Source organism: Sphingomonas sp. AP28, from assembly GCF_056680455.1.
In genome coordinates this window covers 3,575,824-3,598,468 of the sequence record NZ_CM155283.1, presented here as the reverse complement: position 1 = coordinate 3,598,468, position 22,645 = coordinate 3,575,824, and the positions used below count along the sequence as shown (strand labels likewise).

Below are 22,645 nucleotides of genomic sequence, written 5' to 3'. Positions count from 1 at the left end.
ACCGGCTGCGACCGCAAAACACAGGGGAGGATCCGGGAATGGCAAGGACGATGCGGAGCATGTTGCTGGGCGCCACGCTTCTATGTGGAATGAGCAGCGCCACGGTAGCGCGTGAAGCCACCCCGAGGGCCGCGGCTCAGGACGCACGTCTGCGTGCCATAGCGATCGTCGCGAAGATGACGCTCGACGAGAAGATCGCGCTTGTCCACGGCCTCTTCCCGCCCTTCGCCAAGGGCAAGACGCCGAACGAGCTGATCCCGTCGGCGGGGCACATCGACGGTATTCCCCGTCTCGGCGTTCCGCTGATCCGCGAAAGCGATGCCTCGCTCGGCGTCGCCAACCAGGTCGAGCAGCGCAAGGGCGACGTGGCGACCGCCCTTCCCTCCGGCCTCGCCACTGCGGCGACGTTCGATCCGTCGATCGCCCGCGCGGGCGGGGCGATGATCGGCGCCGAGGCCCGAGCAAAACGCTTCGACGTGCTGCTGGCAGGCGGCGTCAACCTGACGCGCGATCCCTGGAACGGACGCAACTTCGAATATCTCGGCGAGGATCCGCTGCTGGCCGGCACGATGGCGGGCGCGCACATCGCCGGTGTCCAGTCGAACCGGATCGTCTCGACGGTCAAGCACTTCGCGCTGAACTCGCAGGAGACCGGGCGCACCGTGGTCGACGCGCGGATCGGCGAGGCTGCGCTGCGGATGAGCGACCTGCTCGCGTTCGAGATCGCGATCGAGACCGGCAAGCCGGGCTCGGTCATGTGCGCCTACAACAAGGTGAACGGCGACTTGGCGTGCGAGAATGCGCACCTGCTGAACGACGTGCTGAAGCGCGACTGGGGTTATCACGGCTGGGTGATGAGCGATTGGGGCGCGGTGCATTCGACCGCCAAGGCTGCCAACGCCGGGCTCGACCAGGAATCGGGCCAGGAGCTGGACCGGCAGATCTACTTCGCGGAGGCGCTCAAGGCCGATGTCCAGGCCGGCCGCGTACCCGTGGCGCGCCTCGACGACATGGTGACGCGCTACCTGACCGGGCTGATCGAGACCGGTGCCTATGACGCGCCGGCAAGCGTGCCGCAGGCTATCCCGTATGCGGCGCATGCCGAGGTCGCGCAGCGTGCGGCGGAAGCCGGCATCGTCCTGCTGAAGAACGAGGGCAACGTCCTGCCGCTCGCTCGCACTGCCAAGCGCGTCGTGTTGATCGGCGGTCGCGCCGATGTCGGCGTGCTGTCGGGCGGCGGTTCGAGCCAGGTGCGGTCGGTGGGTGGCGCTCCCGTCGAGATTCCCCTGACGACCGGCGCCGCGATGTCGTTCGCGCGCGTCACATGGCACGCGTCCTCGCCACTCCTGGCTATCCGCGCCGCGATGCCGCAGGCAAAGGTCACCTGGATCGACGGTCGCGATCCGGTGGCCGCCGCCGCCGCCGCCAAGGCCGCGGACGTCGCGATCATCTTCGCGACGCAGTGGACCACCGAGGCGCAGGACGTCGCCGACCTCTCGCTGCCCGACCATCAGGACGACCTGATCGCGGCAGTCGCGGCGGCACAGCCCAGGACCGTGGCGGTGATGGAAACGGGTGGCCCGGTATTGATGCCATGGCTGTCGGCGGTACCCGCCGTCGTGCAGGCCTGGTATCCCGGCCAGCGCGGCGGACCGGCGATCGCCAACATCCTGACCGGACGGGTCAATCCCTCGGGCCGGTTGCCGATCACCTTCCCGGCCGCTGCGTCGCAGGCGCCTCGATCCGCACCGGTCGGACTGGACAGGCTGAGTACAGCCGAGGCCCAGGCCGCCGCCGATCCCGGCCATGCCAGCGAGCATCAGCTACCGAGCTTTCCGGTAGACTATGTCGAGGGCGCAGACGTCGGCTATCGCTGGTACGAGAAAACGCGTGCCACGCCTCTGTTCCCGTTCGGTTACGGCCTCAGCTACACCGGCTTTTCCTACCGCAACCCGGTCGTCACCGGGGGTGCCACGCTCAGCGTCAGCTTCGATGTCATCAACACCGGCCGCACTGCGGGCGCCGACGTGCCGCAGATGTACGTGATGCGCGAAGGCTCAAACGCGCCGATGCGGCTTGCCGGGTTCCGGCGGGTGACGCTGAAACCCGGCCAATCGACCCGCGTGACGCTCGTCGCTGAGCCGCGCATCCTCGCGGACTACGACACCAAGCTGCCCGGCTGGCGCGTCGCCGGCGGCCGGTACCGCGTAGCCCTCGCCCGAGACGCGAGCGACCGCAGCATAGTATCGACCGCGACGGTCACGGCTGCGACGATCAAGCCTTGACGATCGCACCCCCGCGCTGCGCCGGGCGGCGCGGGGTTCGGTGCGGATCGACCGGACTCTACGCGCTGCCCACCGACAGGAACGCGGTGACCGTCAGCCGCCCCTTGGCCGGATCGGATGCGAGTATGGCATCCGGCCTGATCGCGCCGCTGTGCAAAAGATAGCTCGGATAGACGAGCGCACGGTTGTATCGTGCCTCCACCGTCAGGGTGCGCTCGAACAACGGCGTGTCGTCGAAGACATAGGCGGGCGGCGGTACGCTCCCCAGGCGCATCTCGGCTTCGAGCTGTCCGAAGAAGATGGGCGCGCGGTTCTCGTCCACGGTCTCGAACCCGGTCGACCGATGGCGGACGAATGCGGTGCCGTCGCCGTCGTCCAGCGAGAGGTAATGGACCAGCGCGATCCGCTCCGTACCGAACGCGTCGCAGTGCGGAAGGCGCTGGCGGACATCGAGGTCACCGGGGGGCGTGGTCACGATCGAGAAGCTCGCATCGATCACGTCGACCGGGCCCGTCCGTCCGAACATCGGCCCGAGGATCTCCGCCAGCACCGCGGACTGCCGGTCGACATAGGTTGCGGGCAGCGCACCCCGGATCCCCGGATAATGATGCGCGGCAGGCTCGAACGGCGCCCGCAGCGCAGCGGTACGCAACGCATCGGGATCGGCTGCGAACCCGTCGATCACCACCACCGGCTGCGCCTCGCGTCCGACGCAGTGCAACGTGAATACCGGTTCGATCATCGTGTCCGTCCTGCAAGCGAAGTTCCCGTACCCGCGCCATGTAGCGCGCGCGGCCGTTCTTCACCAAGCCGATGCGCACCGCGAGAGGCCGCAGTCGAATGAGGGCATTGAGGTGCACCGATGCTTGGCCTAGTCCGCTCGTCGTTACCGAAACGGGCCTCGCGATGCGGCGACAGGGTCGGGGCAAAAGGAAGGGAGGCCTAGCTTGAAGCATGATCCGACGCGCCGATCCGTTCTGGAAGGATTGGCAGTTACGGGCCTCGCTGCAGCGTTGCCGAACGCTGCAGCCGCGAAAGCCGTAGCCCCGCCGGATTTCGGCCCCAACGTCTTCGTCGTCGATTCTTCGATGCCCCGCGACCAAGTCCAGGCTCGGCTCGACGCCATCTTCGCCGCGCAGGAGCGCGCACACTTCACCGACGCGCGCCACGCGATCCTGTTCAAACCGGGCCGTTACGCAGCTGATGTGAACGTCGGTTTCTTCACCCAGGTCGCCGGGCTCGGGCGCTTGCCCGGCGACGTCGTCATCGACGGGCATGTCCATGCCGAAGCCGATTGGGCGAAGGGCATGGCGCTCGTCAATTTCTGGCGCGGCGTCGAGAATCTGGCGGTACGGCCAGCCGATGGCGCGGATCGCTGGGCGGTGTCGCAGGCCGCACCCTATCGCCGCATCCACCTGCAAGGTGACCTGGCGCTCGACGATGCCGGCTGGTCCAGTGGCGGGTTCATGGCGGATTGCCGGATCGACGGGACGGTGCGGTCCGGCACGCAGCAGCAATGGTTCACCCGCAACAGTCATATCGGCGGGTGGCGCGGATCGAACTGGAACATGATGTTCGCCGGCGTCGAGGGCGCCCCGGAGACGAGCTTCCCCGAGCCGCCCTACACCAGCCTGCCGTCCGTATCGGTGGTCCGCGAGAAACCCTTCCTGCACGTCACGCCGACAGGCAGCTGGGCGGTCTTCGTTCCCGCCGCCCGCCGCGACTCCCGGGACACGAGCTGGACCAAGGATGCACCTGCGGGGTCGTCGATTCCACTGTCGCGGTTCCTGATCGCCCACCCCGATACGCCGATTGCCACGATCAACGCGGCACTGGCGGCGGGTAAGCATCTTCTGCTCACCCCCGGCATCTACCGTATCCGCGAACCCCTGCGGATCGACCATGCCGGCACGGTCGTACTCGGCCTGGGGCTGGCGACGCTACTCGCCGAAAACGGCTCGGCCGCGATCGTCGTCGCGGACGTTCCGGGTGTTGCGATCGCCGGCCTGTTGATCGACGCCGGACCGATCGAAACGCCGATCCTCGTCCAGGTCGGCCCGCGCGGCGCCAGGCGCGATCACAGCCGCAACCCGACCCTGCTCGCCGACCTGTTCTTCCGTGTCGGCGGCGCGACCGCCGGCAAGGTGCAGACCTGCCTTGAGATCAACAGCCACCATGTGATCGGCGATCATCTCTGGATCTGGCGCGCCGACCACGGCGATCGCGAGACCGGCCGCGTCCATGTCGGCTGGACCGAGAGCACCGCCGACCAGGGCCTGGTCGTCAACGGCGACGACGTCACCCTCCACGGCCTGTTCGTCGAGCATTTCCAGAAATATCAGGTGACGTGGAACGGCGAGCGCGGCCGGACCAATTTCTACCAGTGCGAACTCCCCTACGATCCCCCCAGCCAGCGCGCGTATATGGCGGGCACGACGCGAGGCTGGGCCGCGTACAAGGTCGCCGATACCGTCACGGCGCATGACGCGACCGGGCTGGGGATCTACGCCAACTTCACCGCCGATCCGACGATCGTACTGGAGAGCGCGATCGAGGCACCACGCCGACCGGGCGTTCGCTTCGCAAGCATCACGACCATCTCGCTCGGCACCGGCCAAGGGACGATCGCGCATCTGGTCAACGACGCAGGCGCCGCAGCGCGAACGGGTGCCGTCCGCCAGACGCTGGTCCGCTATCCATGAGCACTAGGGGCATTCGATGATCCTGCTGATATTAGCGGCGCAAGCTGCCACCCTGGGTGCGACAAACTACAGCGTGAGCGGGCCGATGCCCGCGCCGAAGGGCAGGCCGAGCTTCGCCGACGAGTTCGACGGCAAGGCAATCAACCAGACCAAATGGCGCTTCGACGTCTCGCGGAATGCCGAAGGCTGGTACAATCACGAGCGTCAATATTACGCCAAGGACCGCGCCGAGAACGCCCGGATCGAGCACGGCGCGCTGGTGATCGAGGCGCGCCGCGAGACGTTGGACAAGACGCGGTTCGCGGACTGGGGTGGTCAGGGCTATACGTCGGCCAAGCTCGTCTCGCGCGAACCACGTGGCTATGGCTTTTACGAGATCCGCGCGAAACTGCCCTGCGGTCGTGGCAGCTGGCCGGCGGTCTGGCTGCTCCCGTCCGGCGGCACATGGCCCGACGAAGGCGAGATCGACGTGATGGAGATGGTCGGCTGGGACGCCGGCATCGTTCACGCGACGGTCCACAGTGGCGCCTTCAATCACGTCAAGGGTACGCAGCGCGGCGGCCAGGCCCAGATCACGACGGCATGCACCGCGTATCATCGCTATCAACTCGATTGGCGTGCCGATGTTATCACGATCGGTATCGATGGCCGTGCGATCATGCGCGTCGCAAACGACCAGCCCGGCGGCAAGGCGGCATGGCCGTTCACGCGTCCCTACAACGTGATCCTGAACCTCGCGGTCGGCGGCGACTGGGGCGGCCAGAAGGGCATCGACGATGGCGCCTTTCCGCAGCGGATGACGGTGGATTACGTCCGCTACTGGCGCTCCCGCTAACGTCGGCCGCGTGCGGCGAGGATGATCAGCCCGCCGCACAGCGTCAGCGCGGCGAGGACCAGCATCACTACATGAAAGTCCCTCGGGGTTGCGAGTGTCCATGTGAGCGCGGGGCCAAGCAGCCCCGGCAACGTGTTGGTCAGGTTCAGAACCCCCAGATCGCGCCCGCGATGACGAGGATCGGGCAGCAACTGCATGGCGAACGACGCGTGAAGCGCGAGGAAGACCGACGCGCCGGCGGTATAGACGCAGAACGCGACGGCACCGCTGGTGAAGTCGTGCGCGACGGCCATACCGACCAGTCCCGCGGCAGCGATAATCGCCGCAGCGAAAAGGAACGGCTTGGTTCGACCGGACCGATCCGCGAACCGACCGACCAGCACCGCGACTGGCAGAGGCACGGTGTACGCGACGATCATCACCGTCCCCATCCGCGCCGCGATCGTGACCGGCGCGATCGTCGGCGCGATGCTTTCGAAATAATATAAGAGATAGACGAACAACGCGCTGCCGGCGATCTGGACGAGCAGGCGTGCGGTCCATGCCAGCGCCAGATCGTGGTCCAGGACGGCCTTCATCGGTACGGTCTGACTGCCATCTGGCTCGACCGGTTGCGCGCGAGTACAGAGCAGAGGTATCGTACAGGCAACCACCACGATCAGAATGATCGCCAAGCGCGCCGCATCAGTCAGGGCGGCCGCCGCCATGAGCGCCGCCGCCAGTGCCGATGCAACCGGATTTGCCATCGCGAGCAAACCTCCCGCCATGCCCTTCTGCGCATCTGGCACTTCGTCCGCCATGATTGCCAGCATAGGCGCAAGCAGCGCGTTCACCGCGACCTGGAACGCAGAAATGGACAAGATCACGCCAGTGGGCGACGTCGCCATAGTGATTGCGGCGTAGGACAGCGCCGTAGCAGCGACCCCCGTGCCAACCCACGCCCTCCGCCCGCCGCCGCGTGTCACCGATCGGTCGCTAAGCCAGCCGAACGCAATGTTAGACAGGCTAGCTGACACCCCCCCTAAGACAACGATCGCAGCGAGGACACCGAGTCGCCCTGCGCCCGCGACTGCGTCAACCCTCACAGGCAGCAACAGCGTTAGTAACGGCAGGTAACCAACGACACCACCGATATAGGCTAACGCTAAGATCAGCAGGAAGCCGGTTAAGCTGCGATCGTTGGCTTGCGCCGTATTTAGGAGAGCGGGTCGGCGGGCCATCGTCCCGCTCTAGGCTGACGGCAACTAGGCAAGCAACTGGCTGTAATCAAATGGGTTGCACTAGACGAAGCGATTCCAAAGACTAGACCAAGGTAGTGGACAAAACCTTCCGAACGCTCAGCGCCAAGGACCCAAAGTCAGTCATTTGGCAGCGTCTTGCCGCAATCGACGCAAGCAAAACGGCCATGCCGCTCACGAATAGAAACCTGCTAACACGCCCCTACCCCATCAACTGAACGAACGGCCGGTTACCGCGATCGCCGCCCGAAAGCGGCCGGGCCGCTTTCCACCAAAGTGGGGTCCAAGTTGCATACCCGAATACGACGCAAGAACTCCCGCCTCGCCCGCGAGCTTTCTGTATGGCTTTTGATGCAATCTACGGACGTGTTGCAGACCCGCCCAAGAATTTGGCTTCGGGGGGACGGTATCCGGCGCTAGTGGCAGATGCAGATTGATGCACCCAGATGGACATATCTGTTCGACGCGGTTTGCCGTTACCGGTCCCTTCACAGCCATGGCGCGCAACGCTGAGATCGCCTTCCATAAAGCGATAGGAATCGGCATTCTTAATCGTCCTTATCGAAGTCTCCCAGCGATTGGATCACTAGGGCGTTGGTGACCTCATTCCTCACAGCATCCATTTTCGCCGACGACTCAGCAGAAAAGTATTTGGCTAGCCCGGCCGCGGCTTCAAACGTTTCAGCTCGCGACGCCACCGTACTCATTTGCCGGAGGGCAGAATGATGGCGATCATGGTCGCCGGCACGCACCATCTGCGGCAGCATTTCGATTACCGGGAGCGAAGGGCCATCGCCGGCAGCAGCCCTATGGGAGACGATCTGTCCAAGGACACCGCATAGAAAGCCAATGTCTGGGGCGATCCGTATCACAAACCGGCGCGCGCGTTGCGCCGTCGACGAGCGGCTTGCCTTCTGCGTGACCTTCCCTTCGTGCTTCCAGACATAGGCGAGCAACCAGTTCTCGATCTCGACTAACGTATGGCCGCCACACCACATCGATATCAAGTGCTGGAGGGCCTTGATAATGCGCTCGGCCGTAGCCTTTGGCCTAGTCGTGTTTGTGTAAGCCCGGCCGAACACGGATTCGAGCGCAGCCTCCCTGACTAAGATGCCAAGGTCTAGCGGGTGCTCGGCGACAACGCTCAAGAGCTAATTGATCCAGTCTTCCGTTGCTCCACTGTCGACCGGCGCCTCGTTCGCAAACTCCGCGAGTCTTTCGACAAGCCTTGGAGGCACGCCATTGCAGACTGCGATTTCCCGCTGCCAGTCCAAGACGGGGGATCTTCCAATGCCTTCTCAGCAGCATCAAGCGCGACACACCGACGCCGGAGTCACTGATCCGCCGCATGGACATTGAGTTCCTTGCGCCGGAAGAAGCCTAGGGAGCGCCCAACAATGTCGTCGAACCCGCTTTCCCCGGCTGCTGTGACAGCTGACAAGCGCCGTATAATCGACTGGGCTTTGGCATCTAAGCTGGCGGAAGCTTCGATCCCGTCGAGCAGTTGCTCGATAGGGTCATAGATTTCCTCGCAGGCGTCCTGCTCGGAAAAAACGGTGCCCCCACCCAAAGAAATTGGTACCCCCAAAATGCCCCCAGATGATAGTCGCTGAGTGGGACACCGCACAACCCTGTAACAGCACCACAAACCGCCCCTTGCGGGACGGTTTGGGATGCGTTGGAATTCGTGGTTGGTGCCCCTGGCCGGAATCGAACCAGCATGCCTTGCGGCAACCGATTTTGAGTCGGTCGCGTCTACCAATTTCGCCACAGGGGCAGCGGCGGGTTGGCTAGACGAAGCTTTCGTCCGCCGCAAGCCACTTGGTGTCGCAATCGCGCTTCTTCAGTTTCTCGGTGGCTGGCGACGATAGCTGAGCGCCTCGGCGACGTGGATGCGGCCGACGGTCTCGCTACCGGCCAGGTCGGCGATCGTGCGGCTGACGCGCAGGATCCGGGTATAGCCGCGCGCGGTCAGGCGCATCGCCTCGGCGGCTTGGGCGAGTAGCCGGCGCCCCGCCTCGTCCGGCGTGGCGACGGCGTCGAGCAACGCGCCGTCCGCCTCCGCGTTGGTACGAACCGGGTGGTCGCGGTAGCGGCTTGCCTGGATCGACCGGGCCGCGAGAACGCGCGCCGCGACTTCCGCGGACCCTTCGGTCGGTGGCGGCAGGATCAGGTCGGCGGCGCTGACCGCCTGGACGTCGATGTGGAGGTCGATGCGATCGAGTAGCGGGCCCGAAACCTTCGCCTGATAATCCGCCGCGCATTTGGGCGCTCTCGCACAGGCCAGGCTGGCGTCGCCAAGATGCCCGCAGCGGCACGGGTTCATCGCGGCGATCAACTGGACCCGCGCCGGGAAGGTGACGTGCGCGTTGGCCCGCGCGACGCTGACCGTACCTGTCTCCAACGGCTGTCGAAGCGAATCGAGCACGGCACGCTGGAACTCCGGGAGTTCGTCGAGAAACAGCACGCCGAGATGCGCAAGGCTGACCTCGCCGGGTTTCACCTTCAGCCCGCCGCCCGTCAGCGCAGCCATCGAGGCGGAATGGTGCGGTGCTCTAAACGGCCGGGTGCGGGTCACGCGGCCGCCGGAGAGCGTGCCGGCCACCGATTGGACCATCGACACTTCGAGTGCTTCGGCAGGGTCGAGCGGAGGCAGGATGCCGGGCAGGCACGAGGCCATCAGCGACTTGCCCGAGCCGGGCGGTCCTACCATCAGCAGATTATGCGATCCGGCGGCGGCGATCTCGAGCGCACGCTTGGCCGTCTCCTGTCCTTTGACCTGCCGCAGGTCAGGACCGTGATCGGCCGTCTCGGCAATGCCCGGCTTTGGCGGGCTGAGCAGGCCGTGTCCCTTGAAGTGGTTGAGCAACGACAAAAGGTCCGGCGCGGCGATCACCTCGATCTCGCCTGCCCACGCCGCCTCCGACCCTTGCGCGGCCGGGCAGACGAGCCCCTTCCCCAACTCCGACGCATGCAACGCTGCGAGCAAAACGCCCGGCGAAGCGGTGATCCGCGCGTCGAGCCCGAGTTCGCCGACGATCACGTAATCCGCCAACGCCTCGGCATCGACCACGCCCATCGCCGCCAGCAGCGCGAGCGCGATCGGTAGATCGAAATGCGATCCTTCTTTCGGCAGATCGGCGGGCGACAGGTTCACCGCGATGCGCTTCGGCGGCAGCGACAACCCCATCCCGGCGATCGCGCCGCGCACCCGCTCCCGACTTTCGCCGACCGCCTTGTCCGCCAATCCGACCACGTTGAACGCGGGAAGTCCTGGAATCAGTTGGACTTGCACCTCGACCGCGCGGGCCTCAAGCCCCAGATACGCCACCGTCGCCACGATCGCCGCCATGCCCGCTCCCCCGCGACACGACGTCACGCCTTATTCATACCCGATTTGCCATGTCTGCAAGGACGTGCGGCCCGAACGCCTTCGGCCGCGCCGTCTTGCGAACCTAATACACCGGACCCACATGCCTCCCGTGAAAGCAGTCCGCTCCCCTATCCTCCGCGTCGGCCAGTTGGTGCTCGGGGTGCTGTTGATCGTCGCCGCGCCGCTGCTCGCCCCCCTGCCGGGACCCGCGGGCATCTTTCTGTTCGCAGGAGGTATGGTCCTCGTCCTGCGCAATTCGCGGTGGGCGCGGCTGAGATGGGCGCGGCTGAAGCGGCGCTGGCCACGGACTGGGCATTTCGTCGACCGGATGATGCGGCGACAGAGCGCGATGCGTCGGCACGAGCGGGCCAAGGCCGCCAAAAACACGACCGTTACGACGGGTGCGAATTGACTTACCGCCGCCCTTTCCGTAAGCGCCCAGCCATCAAGGCCGTCCCCGTGGCGGCCGTTTTCTATTTGATGACCTAGGGAATGACCAATGAAGCGGACCTTTCAGCCGAGCAACCTGGTACGCGCACGCCGTCACGGCTTCCGCGCACGGATGGCGACGGTCGGCGGCCGGGCAGTGATTCACGCACGCCGCGCCCGCGGTCGCAAGAAGCTGTCGGCCTAACCATACTCGACAAGCGCCGCGATTTTCTCGCGGCGAATGCGGGGAAGCGCGCACCGATGCCGGGATTCGTCCTGCTCATGCGCCCCCGCGATGACGGTGACGAGACGATGCGAATCGGCTTCACCGTCACCAAGAAGATCGGCAACGCCGTCGTCCGGAACCGCATGAAACGGCGGTTGCGTGCGTTGGCGCGTGAGCTGTTGGCGGAGCGCGGCGTTGCCGGGGCCGATCATGTGCTGATCGGGCGTAATGGCGGCGTCGAGCGCGATTTCGCGCTGTTGCGGACGGAGCTCGGTAAGGCGTTTCGCAAGGTCACGCCTCAATTGCCTGCTACCTCGGTAGCGAACACCACTAGTGCTGCGAACCCCTCCACCCCGGCGAAGGCCGGGGCCCAGGTGGGAAAGCGGCCGTGATGCAGCACCGCCCTTCGTCAGCTACGTTCCCCAACTGGGCCCCGGCCTTCGCCGGGGTGGTAGCAAGCGTGGGACAACGCGGTTGCGAGTTCCAACTTACCGTTATCCCCCGCCCCTTGTTCTCCCGCGAAGGCGGGAGCCCAGGCTGGGTCCCCGCCTTCGCGGGGAAACAATCTGAGGGTCTCCGAGGCTCGGCGACATCATGCTAGCGCGCCTCGTCATCCTCATCGCCCGCGCATGGCAACTCGGGCCCTCGCTCGTCCTGCCGTCGAGTTGCCGCTACGATCCTTCGTGTTCCGCCTATGCAATCGAGGCCGTTGGGCGCTATGGCGCGCTCAAGGGGGGCTGGTTGGCGGCGAAGCGTATCGCGCGTTGCCATCCGTGGGGCGGGTACGGCCCCGATCCGGTCCCAGACATCGACAAGAAACTGAAAGACGCCGCCCTGTGAAAGACGACAAGCAGAATTTCGTGCTGTTCGCGGTGATCGCGGCGCTGATCCTGTTCGGATGGCCGCTGATCCAGGGCAAGTTCTTCCCGACCGCGAATCCGCCGGTCACGAAGATCGAAGGCGGCAAGACCAAGGCCATCGCCAACCCCGCCGCCGATCCGGCCGCGGACGGCGCCGCCGCGATCGGCGACCGCAACGCCGTGATCGCCAGCACCCCGCGTATCCGCATCGAGACGCCGCGCGTGTCCGGCTCGATCAACCTCAAGGGCGCGCGGATCGACGATCTCGTGCTCAAGGGCTATGACGAGACCGTCGCGAAGAACTCGCCGCCGATCCGCCTGCTGTCGCCCGCCGGCGCACCCGACGCCTATTTCGCAAGCTTCGGCTGGCGCGCGCAGGGCCTGACCCCACCTGCTGCCGATGCCGTCTGGACGCCATCCGGCGCGACCACGCTGACCCCGACCACGCCGGTCACGCTCGACGCGACCAACGCCACCGGCCAGCGCTTCCGCATCCAGATCGCGGTCGACCAGGATTACATGTTCACGGTCCGCCAGACCGTCCTCAATGCCGGCACTGCGCCCGTCCCCGTCGCGCCCTACGGCCTCGTCAACCGCGTCGGCATCTCGAAGGATCCGTCGTCGATGACGATCCATGTCGGACCGATGTCGGTCGACAATGGCGGCGCGCATTACCGTCCGAACTACAAGGACATCGACGAAGCCGCGCAGAAGTTCACCACGACCGGCGGCTGGCTCGGCTTCACCGATAAATACTGGCTGACCGCGCTCGTGCCCGACCAGAGCCAGGCGTTCGACGGCCAGTTCCGCGCCGGCGCCAACAAGGCGTACCAGGCCGACTACGCGCTCCAGCCCAAGCAGGTCGCCCCCGGCCAGTCGATCACGCAAGTTTCGCGGTTCTTCGCCGGCGCCAAGGAAGTCCGCCTTCTCGATCGCTATACCGATCAGGCCGGCGGTGTCGCCAAGCTCGACTATGCGATCGACTGGGGCTGGTTCCGGATCGTCGAGAAGCCGATCTTCTATTACCTCGACTGGCTGTACCGGACGGTCGGCAATTTCGGTCTGGCGATCATCCTGCTGACCGTGACGATCCGCGGCCTGCTGTTCCCGATCGCACAGCGCCAGTTCAAGTCGATGGCCGCGATGCGCGCCGTCCAGCCGAAAATGAAGCTGCTGCAGGAGAAGTATAAGGACGACAAGGTCCGCATGCAGCAGGAAGTGATGGCGCTGTACAAGGCGGAGAAGGTCAATCCGCTCGCGGGTTGCGCGCCGACGCTGCTCCAGATCCCGATCATGTACGCGCTGTACAAGGTGCTGATGCTGACGATCGAGATGCGTCACCAGCCGTTCGTCGCGTGGATCAAGGATCTGTCCGCACCCGATCCACTGACGCCGCTCAACCTGTTCGGCCTGCTGCCGTTCACGCCGCCGCACATGATCGCGATCGGCGTCGTGCCGATCATCCTCGGCATCAGCATGTACTTCCAGTTCAAGCTGAACCCGACGCCGATGGACGACACGCAGAAGCAGGTCTTCAAGCTGCTGCCATGGGTGCTGATGTTCGTGATGGCGCCGTTCGCGGTCGGCCTCCAGGTGTACTGGATCACGTCGAACTGCCTGACGATCATCCAGCAGAAGCTGTTGTACGCCCGCCATCCGGGCCTGAAAGCGCCGGTGACCAAGTGAACGACGTTCCTACCCCCGGTTCGGATCTAGGCCCCGACCTCGAGCAGACCGACGCGCCGTTCACGCCGGAGATGCTCGAGCATGCGCGCAAGCTTTTCGCGGGGCATGTGGGCTTCCTGAAGTCGGCGCCGACGCTCGAGTTCCTGCCCGACGCGTCGGTGCCGGAAGTGGCGTTCGCCGGTCGCTCGAACGTCGGCAAGTCGTCGCTGTTGAACGCGCTCACCGGGCGCAACTCGATGGCGCGCACGTCGAACACGCCGGGCCGCACGCAGGAGCTGAACTTCTTCGACGTCGGCGCCCCGCTCGCGTTCCGCCTGGTCGACATGCCCGGCTACGGGTTCGCCAAGGCGCCCAAGGACGTGGTCAAGAAATGGCGCTTCCTGATCAACGACTTCCTGCGCGGCCGTGACGTTCTCAAGCGCGCGCTCGTACTGATCGACTCGCGCCACGGCATCAAGGACGTCGACCGCGAGATCCTCGAGATGCTCGACAAGGCCGCGGTCAGCTACCGCATGGTCCTGACCAAGGCGGACAAGATCAAGGCGTCCGAGCTGGTCGAGGTCACCGAACGCACCGCGGCCGAGGCGCGCAAGCGTCCCGCCGCGCATCCCGACATCCTCGTCACGTCGAGCGAATACGGCATGGGTATTCCCGAACTTCGTGCGGCGGTCGTTGAAGCGGTCAGCTGAACGAAACGATGCGCGCGCCGGAAGCGATAGCACCTAGATCGGTGGCTGCGGCGGACCGGTTGCGATGAATCCGAGGCCCCGCCTGGGCGATGGCTGGGGGCCAGTTCAACGCGTTGTAAAATCGGTCGTTGTTTAACCAGTAACGCCCCCGATTGGCCCGTTCCGCCACCCGGAAGGGGCATTTGGGACCAACGCGAACGCTGATCCCCTCGCGAATGTGCCGACATCGGGTCAAAGTTCGATTTCCTGCTGGCATCGCCGCATGAATTCCGTAGCCTGTTAAAAAGGTGGGAGTTTGCGTGATGCGGGTACGGTTCGGGGCGATGTTGGCCATGGCTGCGATTCTGTCCGGCTGCGGAGGCGGCGACGGCGGTACGAATGTGACCGGCGGTGGTACCGCGACGACGCCGACGCCGACCCCCACGGCCAGCGCAGGCTGTTCGTTGCGCGAGCGCCAGGACTGGGCCGCCGCTCAACTTCGCGAATGGTATCTGTTCCCCGATACGCTGCCGGCGACCTTGAGCCCCGCGGGCTACACCACGGTCGACGCCTATATCGATGCGCTGACCGCCACCGCCCGCGCACAGCGGAAGGATCGGTTTTTCACCTATCTGACGTCGATCAAGGAAGAGAACGCCTATTACGCGTCGGGATCGAGTGCAGGCTTCGGCTTGCGGTTCGCGCTCGACCAGACCGGCCAGCGGCTGTTCGCCACCGAGTCTTTCGAGAGCGCACCCGCGTTGGCCGCCGGTATCGACCGTGGCGCGGAAATCCTCGCGATCGGTACGACGTCGGGCAACCTGCGCACCGTGAGCGCAATCATCGCCGCCGAAGGTACCGCCGGGCTCACCACCGCATTCGGTCCCGACACGCCCGGCACAGCGCGCGTGTTCCGCGTCTCGGACGCTGCCGGTACGCGGGACGTGACCGTCGCCAAGGCCGATTTCACCCTGCAACCGGTCTCGTCACGCTATGGCGCGAAGATCATCGACGATAGCGGGCAGCGCGTCGGCTACATCAACCTGCGTACGTTCATCTCCACGGCCGAACCCGCACTGAAGACGGCGTTCGCGAATTTCCGTGCGCAGGGCGTGACCAAGATCATCGTCGATCTGCGCTATAATGGCGGCGGTCTCGTCGCGACGGCGGAGTATCTCGGCGACCTGCTTGGTGGAGGGCGATCGACCTCCGAAGTGTTCGACTACACGACGTTCCGCACGGAGAAGGCATCGAACAACCAGACGCGGTTCTTCGCCCCGCAACCCGAGTCGATCACCCCGACACGGATCGCGTTCATCGGCAGCGGCGGTACCGCCTCGGCAAGCGAACTCGTGATCAACGCCTTCACGCCGTATCTCCACGGCAATTCCGCGCTGATCGGGACGAACACCTACGGCAAGCCCGTCGGTCAGATCCCGCTCGACAAGCCGGCATGCGACGATCGCCTCCGCGTGATCGCGTTCGCGACGCAGAACGCCGCCCGCAACGGCAATTACTACGACGGGCTCGCGTCGACCGTCGAGGCAAGCTGTCGCGCGTCGGACGATATCGGCTTCCCGCTCGGAGACGCAAGCGAGGCCTCTACCCGCCGCGCGCTCGATTTCCTGGCAGGGCGCAGTTGCTCGGCGCTCACCAGCGATGCCAGCGCACAGTCCGCACGGACGACCGCGAGCACGCGTCAGGACCTGCTGATCCCGGTCGCTCCGACCACCGCGCAGCGGATGGTGCCCGGCTCGTTCTAGCGCGATACCGCCCGGGGAAGGATCCGTAGGGCGGTTATTATGGCTAAGGCTGGCCCCGATACGAACGTGCGCAGTGATTGAGTGCGGTCCTAAGTTAGCGACGTCCCCCAATTGGGCCCCGGCCTTCGCCGGTTTGGTGTGGTTGGTGGTTGGGGGTGGTGGTTGCCGATTGCTGATTGGTGGATGGCGATCGCACTCCCTTCTCGCTCCCCTCCCTGGCAGGGAGGGGTTGGGGTGGGTCGGCCAGCTTGCGCCACCCCCATTCGAATAGGCGGAAGCCAACCCACCCCCTGCCCCTCCCTTCCAGGGAGGGGAAACCTGCTCGCCTTTTACCAAGCCGTCGCTAGTGCCACCGTGGCGGAGATCACTCGCGGAAAATTGGCTGCGACGATCGGCCAGTCCGGCTCATCCTCGGAAACCCGTTGAAACGCGGAGTCCACCATCGTCGCAAGCGACTGGACCACCGATCCCTCCGGCCCCACGAGGTTCGGCAGGACCGACTCGATATACGACAGGACCGGTGGGATCGCCGTCATGGTGACGACGCAGCCCGAGCGCGGGTCCAGCACAGCATGGGCCTGCCCAGCGCGAGCCCAGCCAGAACCCCGTTTATCACGAGAATGTCGCATTCGTTCAAGTCTCCGCTCCTGTCGCGAGCGCCCCCGACGCGACGACGGCGCCTCCCCGGCAACCGACTCCGCCCCGACTTCGAAAGAGCTTCGTTCGATACCGTTCAGCCACCCGAAAGTCGGTACGGCCGAGGGTCGTTTGTTCCTCCGGATGTGATACGCGTTCGCCCGCCCATGACTGACGTTTCGATTACAGCCTCGCGACCACGCGCCGACGCGTATCGCGGGACACTCTCCGAAAGCGCGACCCTGCCCGATTATGGATGGTGGATCGGCGGGGGGATGATCGTCAGCATCGCGGCGCTGACCATCTTGTTGCGCAGCGCCAGTCTGACGATCGATCCCGCCGACGCCGACAACCGGCCGTTCTACGTCAGTGGGGTCGTGTTGCTGGCGTTGCGGTTCGGCCTGCGCGACCGCCCCTGGCGTCATGCCCGCGCGGTCGCCGACTGCGCCGAATATTACGGCGTCTTCACCACGCTGGCATTGATGGGCGCGGTGGCGAGCTATCCGGTCGCCGCCTCGACGCACGGGTTCCACGATGCGGCGCTCCAGCGGATCGATGCGATGCTCCATTTCGACTGGCTCGCCTGGTATCGGCTGGTCGCCGCGACGCCGGTGCTGCAGTCGCTCGGTCTCGCGGCGTATCGCAGCATCTACCTGACGCCGGCGGTCCTGTTCGCGACCTTCGCCTTCACTGGCGACCGGGTTGCCGCGCACCGGTTTTTCGCGGTCTTCTGGCTGACCGCGGTCGGTACGCTGATCCTCTACACGTTCATGCCGGCGATCGGCCCGTTCTCGTACCTGTGGCACGGCGCCATCGCTTACATGCCCGAGAGCGAGCAATGGCAGCAGGGGCTGATCCCGGCGCTGCGCGATCACAGCGTGCGGATCGTCGACCTGGGGCATCTGCGCGGCATCGTTTCGGCACCAAGCTTCCATGCCGCCGCGGCCACGCTCTACATCAACGCAGCCTGGCGCCTGCCTCGGCTGCGCTGGCCGGTGATCGCAGTCAATGCGGCGATGCTGCTGTCGACGCCCGTCGAGGGAACGCACTACCTGATCGACATCCTGCTCGGCACGATCGTCGCGCTGGCGGCGATCGCGACGCTCAATCGCCTCATGCCGCGCAGTATCGTGCGCCGGACGAGCGCCAACCACGTTGCCGCGGCTCGCCTGCCTCGCTAGTCCACGGACCATGAAACTGATCATCGGCAACAAGGCCTATTCGTCCTGGTCGCTTCGCGGCTGGCTCGCCTGCAAACAATCGGGCCTTCCCTTCGAGGAGGTGGTCGTGCCGATGTACGATGCCGATTGGGAAAAGCGCCGCTCGGGCGACGAGTTCGCGCCGTCGTCGGGCAAGGTGCCGATCCTGTGGGACGGCGACGCGGTCGTGTGGGACAGCCTGGCGATCGTCGACTATCTCGCCGACAAGGTCGGTCGCGAGCGCTTCTGGCCGGAGGACAACGCCGCGCGCGCGATGGCACGATCGATGGCGGCCGAGATGCATTCGAGCTTTGCCGCGCTGCGTCGCAAGCACAGCATGAACGTCCGCCAGGTCTTCCCCGCCCGTACGCCAGACGACGACGTGCTCGCGGAATTGCAGCGGGTCATGGAGATCTGGGCGCAGGCTAGAGCGCGTTTCGGTGGCGGCGGCGACTTCCTGTTCGGGCAGTTCGGGGCGGCGGACATTATGTTTGCGCCGCTTGTGACGAGGATCGTCACGTACCAGCTGCCGATCGCGCGGTTTGCGGCGGGGTATATGCAGGCGATGTTCGAGCATCCGTTCATGCAGGACTGGATTGCGGCGGCGCAGGAAGAGGAATGGGTCCTGGAGCAGTTCGAGCAGCCGGTCCCCGCGACCGCATGATCGATCCCGTCGCGCTTACGCAGGCGCTGCTTCGCGCCGACAGCGTCACGCCCGCACGGGGTGCGGTGTTCGACGTTATGGAAGCGGCACTCGTCCCGCTCGGCTTCGCGGTCGACCGGTTCACGCTCGGCGAAGCGCCGGACGGCCCGGTCGAGAACCTGCTGGCCGTGCGCGGCGATGGGCCGAGGCATCTCGCCTTCGCAGGGCATGTCGACGTCGTACCCGCGGGGGAAGGCTGGACCGGGTCGCCCTGGTCCGGCGAGGTTCGCGGTGCCCTATTGTACGGACGCGGGGCGGTCGACATGAAGGGCGCGGTCGCCGCGTTCGTCGCGGCCGCGAGCCGGAGCGATGCCGGGCGCGACGGGGGGACGCTGTCGCTCCTCATCACCGGCGACGAGGAAGGACCCGCTACCTTCGGCACCGTCGCGTTGATGGAGCGGATGGCGGCACGGGGCATCGTGCCCGACCTGTGCCTGGTCGGCGAGCCGACCTCTACCGCGCGGCTCGGCGACATGGTCAAGATCGGGCGGCGCGGGTCGGTCAACATCTGGATCGAGGTGCCGGGGCGTCAGGGGCACGTCGCCTACCCGCATCTGGCCGACAATCCGATCCCGCGGCTGATCGCCATCCTTGCGGAGATCGAAGGCGTGGTGTTGGACGAGGGCACCGACTGGTTCCAGCCGTCGAACATCGAGGTCACCGACATTGCCGTCGGCAATCCTGCGCACAACGTCATTCCCGCCAAGGCGTCAGCGCGGCTCAGCATCCGGTTCAACGATCGGCACCGCGGGGCGGACCTGATCGAGCGTATCCGCGCAATCGCCGAGCGCCATGCGCCGGGCGTGGTGGTGACGGGCAAGGTCTCGGGCGAGGCGTTTCTCACCGAGCCGGGTGCGTTCTCGACGCTCGTGTCGGATGCTATCGCCGACGCGACCGGCATCACCCCGGAGCTTTCCACTACCGGCGGCACGTCCGATGCGCGTTTCCTGTCGAGGCTGTGCCCGGTGGTCGAGTTCGGGTTGATCAATGCGACGATGCACAAGGTCGACGAGGCGGTGGCGGTCGAGGATCTGCTGACGCTGACGGATATCTATGCCGACGTGATCAAGCGGGCGCTCGACTAGCCCCCCTCCCTGCAAGGGAGGGGTTCGGGGTGGGTGGGCCCGCTTGAGCCGCACCGTACGCAATCGCGGAAGCCGGCCCACCCCCTGCTCCTCCCTTCCAGAGAGGGGGGAAATAGATGTGCCGAAACATACTCGAACCCACAGACTGCCGGTCACCATAGCATATTAGACTGAGGTATTGATCGTCGGCGGCGGACCCCGCAATTTCGGCTTCAGAGCTGATCCCGGCCCCGCCTCAGGACGATGTAAAGCGCACCCTGCCCGCCGTGTCGCGGATGCGCGCCGCGGACTGCGGCGATCGAGTCGGCATGACGCGAGCCCGCCAGCCAGTCCGCGACCGCCGACCGGATCGCGCCCCGTGCGTGCGGGCGTTCGCTTTCGGGGCGGGGCGGTTTGCCAGTTACCAACAGCAAGACGCGGTCGCCGCGTGCGATCGCCCGGCCCAGGCCGACGTCGAGCAGGGCGTGGGCAGACGCCAGCGTGTGGCCATGCAGGTCGATCGAGCTGTCCGGACTCACCACGCCTCGCGTGAGCCTCTTGTCCCAGCCGCCATCGAGCGTGTTGGCGGTGATGGGCTTGGCCGCGGGACGAGCCACCACCGCCGGCTTCGCGCCTGGACGGCTCGCGAACGGCGTCACGACCGTACGGATCAGCGGCTTCACCTTGCCCCTCGGCGCAGGCGGTGCAGGTATAACCTTGCCGTTCGGACCGATCATCGGCTGGGGCGGAGGCGGCAGCGGCGGTGCGCGCTCCGGGATGCGAACCGCGACCGTACGCATCGGCCGGACGCTCGCCATCACGCGCGCCCAGAGTTGCGCCTCCTCGGGGGTGAGGGCGTCAGGGTTGAGGGGTCGGCCCGCCATCTTGCGCCCCATTCGCTAGACCGTTGAACCGCTGGCCGGTGAGGCGCTGGACCGTGCCGATCGGGAGCAGCAGGAACGCGGTACCGCGCCCCGCCATGCCGCCGGCCGTCGACTCGGCCGCGGGACCCGCGCCCCAGAACGTGTCGAACCGGTTGCTGCCCTTGATCGCGCCGCCGGTATCCTGCGCGATCCACAGGCCGCTGGCGTCCTGCCGGTCGAGCGACAGGAACACCGGCGCGCCGAGCGGCACGAACTTGACGTCCGCCGCTGCGCTGACCTGGCCGGTGACCGGCAGGCCCAGTGCGCCCAGCGGTGCCCCCTCGAGTTCGCGGAAGAACACGAAGCTCTTGTTCTCGCGCATGATCGCCTGCCCTTCGGCAGGATGCGCGTGGAGCCATGCGACGATCCCCTGCATCGAGGTCTGGCCCGGTTGGAGCAGCCCGCGCGACTTCATCAAGGCACCGATGCCGGTATAGTCACGACCGTTCTGCGTCGCGTAACCGATCCGCAGGATCTCGCCGTCGGGCAGCCGCAACCGCCCCGAACCCTGGATCTGGAGGAAGAACAATTCGACCGGATCGCGCGCCCAGGCGAGGATCGGCGCCCGGCCCGAGATCGCGCCCTGTTCGATCGCGGTGCGGTCGTAATAGGGCACGAGGTTGCTGCGATCGACGCGACCGCGAACCTTCTTACCCTTGAGACTGGTCGAGAACGCGCCGAGATCGACGTCGATCAGGTCGTTCGGACGGCCATAGATCGGCGCATAGCCGTCGCGACGGTCCAGCGATCCGGCAATCTCCGGCTCGTAATAGCCGGTCGCGAACGCCTTGCCGTCGCCGACCTGCACCGCCTCGAACCACTGGGCGAAGAAACTACGCGCATCGCCGCGACGAACCGAAGCCGCCGCCGCACAGGCCGGCTGCCAATCGGATCCACGGGTAAGGCCCGACGCATCGGTACGCCGGATGAGCGACGGGCAACTGGTAACGAACGCTGCCAGCGCCGACTGCGCCTGGCTCTCGTCGATCGGCAGGCTCGACACCGGTGGGCCAGCGGTAACGCCAGCCATCGCCGCGCTGGTGGGGGCCATCGGCGCGATGACCGGAACCGGCAGCAGCGGCACGGCGCCGACGATGCGGGCCGGCGTCTGGATCCCGCGAATGTTGGGCGACGCCCCGGTGTCGCGCGAAGGGTGCACGCGCACCGGTTCGTTCGAAGGCTCGCGGTCGGCGCTTTCGGCACGGTCGATCGGCACCGGTCCCGTGCGCGGCGGCTCGACACCGCCAACGCACGCGCTCAGCAACAGCGAAAGACCAAGTCCGCCGAGCCCCGCCCCCCGGAAACGCACCATCACGCCTCGTCGGTGTCGGCGAGCTTCCAGTTCGGATCGCTGCTCTTCAGCGTCCGTGCGAACGTCCAGACATCATGCGTCTCGACCGCGTCGGTGAGCGATCCGGCGAGGACATGGCCGTCACCGTCGCGTGTCACCGCGGCGATATCCGCATCGATCCGCACCGTGATACGGGATTCGCGACCCGAGACGGTGGCATCGGTGATGACGGCCCGCTCGATCGACACCAGCCGGTTGTCGAGCACTTCGCCTGCCGCGATCCGTGCTGCAATCGCCTCGGCGAAGGCGGCGCGGACGTCGTCCTCGGCGAGATAGCCAAGCTGTTCCTCGTCGCCCTTCCAGAACGCTTCGAGAACCATGCGATAGGCGGCCTGCGCCCCTTCCAGGAACTGGTTGACGTCGAACCCGGGCTCGGCGGCAACGATCGAACGCAAGCCGGCTTCCGCACGCGGTTCGATGTTGCGGTTCGCAACCTCGCGCGACTCCGGCGACGCATCGACCGTTCGCGGAACGGCGGCGAGCGCAGGACGGTCCTCGGCCGCGCGCGGCAAGGGCTGTTCATGCCCCGTCCGCTTGCCGAGCACGCTGTAGAGTCGCATCGCCAGAAAGCCTGCAACCATCGCGAGAAGAACTACGTAAAACAACCGTGCCTCCGATCTTCGGGCTAACATAGGCCAAAGCTGTGCTGATTCAAACCCGCGCCCGTTGAAACGCTGGGTCGGCGCTGCTACTCGCTGCGCCCT

General features: G+C 66.1%; 23 protein-coding genes and 1 tRNA gene. 13 read left to right on the top strand and 11 right to left on the bottom strand.

All coding sequences use genetic code 11. The features are described 5' to 3' along the window. The first annotated feature begins 38 nt into the window (after positions 1–38). On the top strand, positions 39–2,285 hold the full coding sequence (locus tag AC1MH0_RS16575; RefSeq protein WP_480963670.1) for a beta-glucosidase: 2,247 nt from the start codon (positions 39–41) through the stop codon (positions 2,283–2,285). A gap of 58 nt (positions 2,286–2,343) precedes the next feature. On the opposite strand, the gene AC1MH0_RS16570 is transcribed toward AC1MH0_RS16575, so the two are convergent. Continuing rightward, positions 2,344–3,027 carry a DUF6445 family protein gene (locus tag AC1MH0_RS16570; protein ID WP_480963669.1) on the bottom strand — a complete coding sequence of 228 codons (684 nt, stop codon included), beginning with the start codon at positions 3,025–3,027 and terminating at the stop codon, positions 2,344–2,346. Positions 3,028–3,232: 205 nt separating this feature from the next. On the opposite strand from AC1MH0_RS16570, the gene AC1MH0_RS16565 reads away from it, so the two are divergent. Both AC1MH0_RS16565 and AC1MH0_RS16560 read left to right on the top strand, forming a co-directional pair. After that, positions 3,233–4,987: an adenylyl cyclase gene (locus AC1MH0_RS16565; protein ID WP_480963668.1), complete on the top strand. Its 1,755-nt coding sequence runs from the start codon at positions 3,233–3,235 to the stop codon at positions 4,985–4,987. A gap of 16 nt (positions 4,988–5,003) precedes the next feature. Next, on the top strand, positions 5,004–5,822 hold the full coding sequence (locus tag AC1MH0_RS16560; protein ID WP_480963667.1) for a glycoside hydrolase family 16 protein: 819 nt from the start codon (positions 5,004–5,006) through the stop codon (positions 5,820–5,822). On the opposite strand, the gene AC1MH0_RS16555 is transcribed toward AC1MH0_RS16560, so the two are convergent. The 5 genes from AC1MH0_RS16555 to AC1MH0_RS16535 form a co-directional block, all read right to left on the bottom strand. Next, positions 5,819–7,042 (bottom strand): MFS transporter, encoded by a 1,224-nt coding sequence (locus AC1MH0_RS16555; RefSeq protein ID WP_480963666.1) that lies wholly within the window; start codon positions 7,040–7,042, stop codon positions 5,819–5,821. The two genes, AC1MH0_RS16560 and AC1MH0_RS16555, sit on opposite strands and share 4 nt — an antisense overlap. Before the next feature lie 566 nt (positions 7,043–7,608). Further along, positions 7,609–8,208, bottom strand: coding sequence for a hypothetical protein (locus AC1MH0_RS16550; RefSeq protein WP_480963665.1), 600 nt, complete (start codon positions 8,206–8,208; stop codon positions 7,609–7,611). A gap of 185 nt (positions 8,209–8,393) precedes the next feature. Next, positions 8,394–8,648 carry a hypothetical protein gene (locus AC1MH0_RS16545; RefSeq protein ID WP_480963664.1) on the bottom strand — a complete coding sequence of 85 codons (255 nt, stop codon included), beginning with the start codon at positions 8,646–8,648 and terminating at the stop codon, positions 8,394–8,396. 104 nt (positions 8,649–8,752) lie between these two features. Next, positions 8,753–8,837 (bottom strand) — tRNA-Leu (locus tag AC1MH0_RS16540). A 66-nt stretch (positions 8,838–8,903) separates the two neighbouring features. Then, positions 8,904–10,412: a YifB family Mg chelatase-like AAA ATPase gene (locus AC1MH0_RS16535; RefSeq protein WP_480963663.1), complete on the bottom strand. Its 1,509-nt coding sequence runs from the start codon at positions 10,410–10,412 to the stop codon at positions 8,904–8,906. Between the two features lie 130 nt (positions 10,413–10,542). On the opposite strand from AC1MH0_RS16535, the gene AC1MH0_RS16530 reads away from it, so the two are divergent. From AC1MH0_RS16530 to yihA, 6 genes are all read left to right on the top strand, one after another. Next, complete coding sequence (locus AC1MH0_RS16530; protein WP_480963662.1) at positions 10,543–10,845, top strand: hypothetical protein; 303 nt, start codon at positions 10,543–10,545, stop codon at positions 10,843–10,845. Positions 10,846–10,932: 87 nt separating this feature from the next. Beyond that, positions 10,933–11,067, top strand: coding sequence for a 50S ribosomal protein L34 (gene rpmH / locus AC1MH0_RS16525; RefSeq protein WP_031393806.1), 135 nt, complete (start codon positions 10,933–10,935; stop codon positions 11,065–11,067). A gap of 56 nt (positions 11,068–11,123) precedes the next feature. Then, positions 11,124–11,480 carry a ribonuclease P protein component gene (rnpA, locus tag AC1MH0_RS16520; protein WP_480963661.1) on the top strand — a complete coding sequence of 119 codons (357 nt, stop codon included), beginning with the start codon at positions 11,124–11,126 and terminating at the stop codon, positions 11,478–11,480. 202 nt (positions 11,481–11,682) lie between these two features. After that, positions 11,683–11,928, top strand: coding sequence for a membrane protein insertion efficiency factor YidD (gene yidD / locus AC1MH0_RS16515; RefSeq protein ID WP_480963660.1), 246 nt, complete (start codon positions 11,683–11,685; stop codon positions 11,926–11,928). Continuing rightward, positions 11,925–13,634, top strand: coding sequence for a membrane protein insertase YidC (gene yidC / locus AC1MH0_RS16510; protein ID WP_480963659.1), 1,710 nt, complete (start codon positions 11,925–11,927; stop codon positions 13,632–13,634). The genes yidD and yidC overlap by 4 nt, the downstream gene beginning before the upstream one ends. Positions 13,635–13,705: 71 nt before the next feature. Further along, positions 13,706–14,323 carry a ribosome biogenesis GTP-binding protein YihA/YsxC gene (yihA, locus tag AC1MH0_RS16505; protein WP_056487036.1) on the top strand — a complete coding sequence of 206 codons (618 nt, stop codon included), beginning with the start codon at positions 13,706–13,708 and terminating at the stop codon, positions 14,321–14,323. Here yihA and AC1MH0_RS16500 read toward each other — a convergent pair. Then, positions 14,316–14,657, bottom strand: a complete 342-nt coding sequence (locus AC1MH0_RS16500) for a hypothetical protein (RefSeq protein WP_480965809.1) — start codon at positions 14,655–14,657, stop codon at positions 14,316–14,318. The two genes, yihA and AC1MH0_RS16500, sit on opposite strands and share 8 nt — an antisense overlap. Here AC1MH0_RS16500 and AC1MH0_RS16495 point away from each other — a divergent pair. Beyond that, positions 14,647–16,065 (top strand): S41 family peptidase, encoded by a 1,419-nt coding sequence (locus AC1MH0_RS16495; RefSeq protein ID WP_480965774.1) that lies wholly within the window; start codon positions 14,647–14,649, stop codon positions 16,063–16,065. The two genes, AC1MH0_RS16500 and AC1MH0_RS16495, sit on opposite strands and share 11 nt — an antisense overlap. Before the next feature lie 329 nt (positions 16,066–16,394). Here AC1MH0_RS16495 and AC1MH0_RS16490 read toward each other — a convergent pair whose 3' ends face one another. Further along, complete coding sequence (locus tag AC1MH0_RS16490; protein WP_480963658.1) at positions 16,395–16,634, bottom strand: hypothetical protein; 240 nt, start codon at positions 16,632–16,634, stop codon at positions 16,395–16,397. Between the two features lie 234 nt (positions 16,635–16,868). Between AC1MH0_RS16490 and AC1MH0_RS16485 the strand changes: the two genes are divergently transcribed. From AC1MH0_RS16485 to dapE, 3 genes are read left to right on the top strand one after another with little or no spacing between them, the layout of a single operon-like run. Continuing rightward, on the top strand, positions 16,869–17,882 hold the full coding sequence (locus AC1MH0_RS16485) for a phosphatase PAP2 family protein (RefSeq protein ID WP_480963657.1): 1,014 nt from the start codon (positions 16,869–16,871) through the stop codon (positions 17,880–17,882). A gap of 10 nt (positions 17,883–17,892) precedes the next feature. Continuing rightward, entirely contained in the window at positions 17,893–18,564 is a 672-nt protein-coding gene (locus AC1MH0_RS16480; protein ID WP_480963656.1) for a glutathione S-transferase, read from the top strand. Continuing rightward, positions 18,561–19,688, top strand: a complete 1,128-nt coding sequence (gene dapE / locus AC1MH0_RS16475) for a succinyl-diaminopimelate desuccinylase (protein WP_480963655.1) — start codon at positions 18,561–18,563, stop codon at positions 19,686–19,688. The genes AC1MH0_RS16480 and dapE overlap by 4 nt, the downstream gene beginning before the upstream one ends. Before the next feature lie 212 nt (positions 19,689–19,900). On the opposite strand, the gene AC1MH0_RS16470 is transcribed toward dapE, so the two are convergent. The 3 genes from AC1MH0_RS16470 to AC1MH0_RS16460 are packed head-to-tail and all read right to left on the bottom strand — an operon-like array spanning position 19,901 to position 22,546. Beyond that, on the bottom strand, positions 19,901–20,485 hold the full coding sequence (locus tag AC1MH0_RS16470) for a Smr/MutS family protein (RefSeq protein ID WP_480965773.1): 585 nt from the start codon (positions 20,483–20,485) through the stop codon (positions 19,901–19,903). A 40-nt stretch (positions 20,486–20,525) separates the two neighbouring features. After that, positions 20,526–21,899: a murein transglycosylase A gene (mltA, locus tag AC1MH0_RS16465; protein ID WP_480965772.1), complete on the bottom strand. Its 1,374-nt coding sequence runs from the start codon at positions 21,897–21,899 to the stop codon at positions 20,526–20,528. Between the two features lie 2 nt (positions 21,900–21,901). Further along, complete coding sequence (locus AC1MH0_RS16460; RefSeq protein WP_480963654.1) at positions 21,902–22,546, bottom strand: Tim44/TimA family putative adaptor protein; 645 nt, start codon at positions 22,544–22,546, stop codon at positions 21,902–21,904. Between the last annotated feature and the right edge of the window lie 99 nt (positions 22,547–22,645).

What these genes read in the sequence shown, in the direction of transcription:
- AC1MH0_RS16575 (WP_480963670.1), top strand. Translation starts at nt 39, where the DNA reads ATGGCAAGGACGATGCGGAGCATGTTGCTGGGCGCCACGCTTCTATGT.
- AC1MH0_RS16570 (WP_480963669.1), bottom strand. Translation starts at nt 3,027, where the DNA reads ATGATCGAACCGGTATTCACGTTGCACTGCGTCGGACGCGAGGCGCAG.
- AC1MH0_RS16560 (WP_480963667.1), top strand. Translation starts at nt 5,004, where the DNA reads ATGATCCTGCTGATATTAGCGGCGCAAGCTGCCACCCTGGGTGCGACA.
- AC1MH0_RS16555 (WP_480963666.1), bottom strand. Translation starts at nt 7,042, where the DNA reads ATGGCCCGCCGACCCGCTCTCCTAAATACGGCGCAAGCCAACGATCGC.
- AC1MH0_RS16535 (WP_480963663.1), bottom strand. Translation starts at nt 10,412, where the DNA reads ATGGCGGCGATCGTGGCGACGGTGGCGTATCTGGGGCTTGAGGCCCGC.
- rpmH (WP_031393806.1), top strand. Translation starts at nt 10,933, where the DNA reads ATGAAGCGGACCTTTCAGCCGAGCAACCTGGTACGCGCACGCCGTCAC.
- rnpA (WP_480963661.1), top strand. Translation starts at nt 11,124, where the DNA reads ATGCCGGGATTCGTCCTGCTCATGCGCCCCCGCGATGACGGTGACGAG.
- yidD (WP_480963660.1), top strand. Translation starts at nt 11,683, where the DNA reads ATGCTAGCGCGCCTCGTCATCCTCATCGCCCGCGCATGGCAACTCGGG.
- yihA (WP_056487036.1), top strand. Translation starts at nt 13,706, where the DNA reads ATGCTCGAGCATGCGCGCAAGCTTTTCGCGGGGCATGTGGGCTTCCTG.
- AC1MH0_RS16495 (WP_480965774.1), top strand. Translation starts at nt 14,647, where the DNA reads ATGTTGGCCATGGCTGCGATTCTGTCCGGCTGCGGAGGCGGCGACGGC.
- AC1MH0_RS16500 (WP_480965809.1), bottom strand. Translation starts at nt 14,657, where the DNA reads ATGGCCAACATCGCCCCGAACCGTACCCGCATCACGCAAACTCCCACC.
- AC1MH0_RS16485 (WP_480963657.1), top strand. Translation starts at nt 16,869, where the DNA reads ATGACTGACGTTTCGATTACAGCCTCGCGACCACGCGCCGACGCGTAT.
- AC1MH0_RS16480 (WP_480963656.1), top strand. Translation starts at nt 17,893, where the DNA reads ATGAAACTGATCATCGGCAACAAGGCCTATTCGTCCTGGTCGCTTCGC.
- dapE (WP_480963655.1), top strand. Translation starts at nt 18,561, where the DNA reads ATGATCGATCCCGTCGCGCTTACGCAGGCGCTGCTTCGCGCCGACAGC.
- AC1MH0_RS16470 (WP_480965773.1), bottom strand. Translation starts at nt 20,485, where the DNA reads ATGGCGAGCGTCCGGCCGATGCGTACGGTCGCGGTTCGCATCCCGGAG.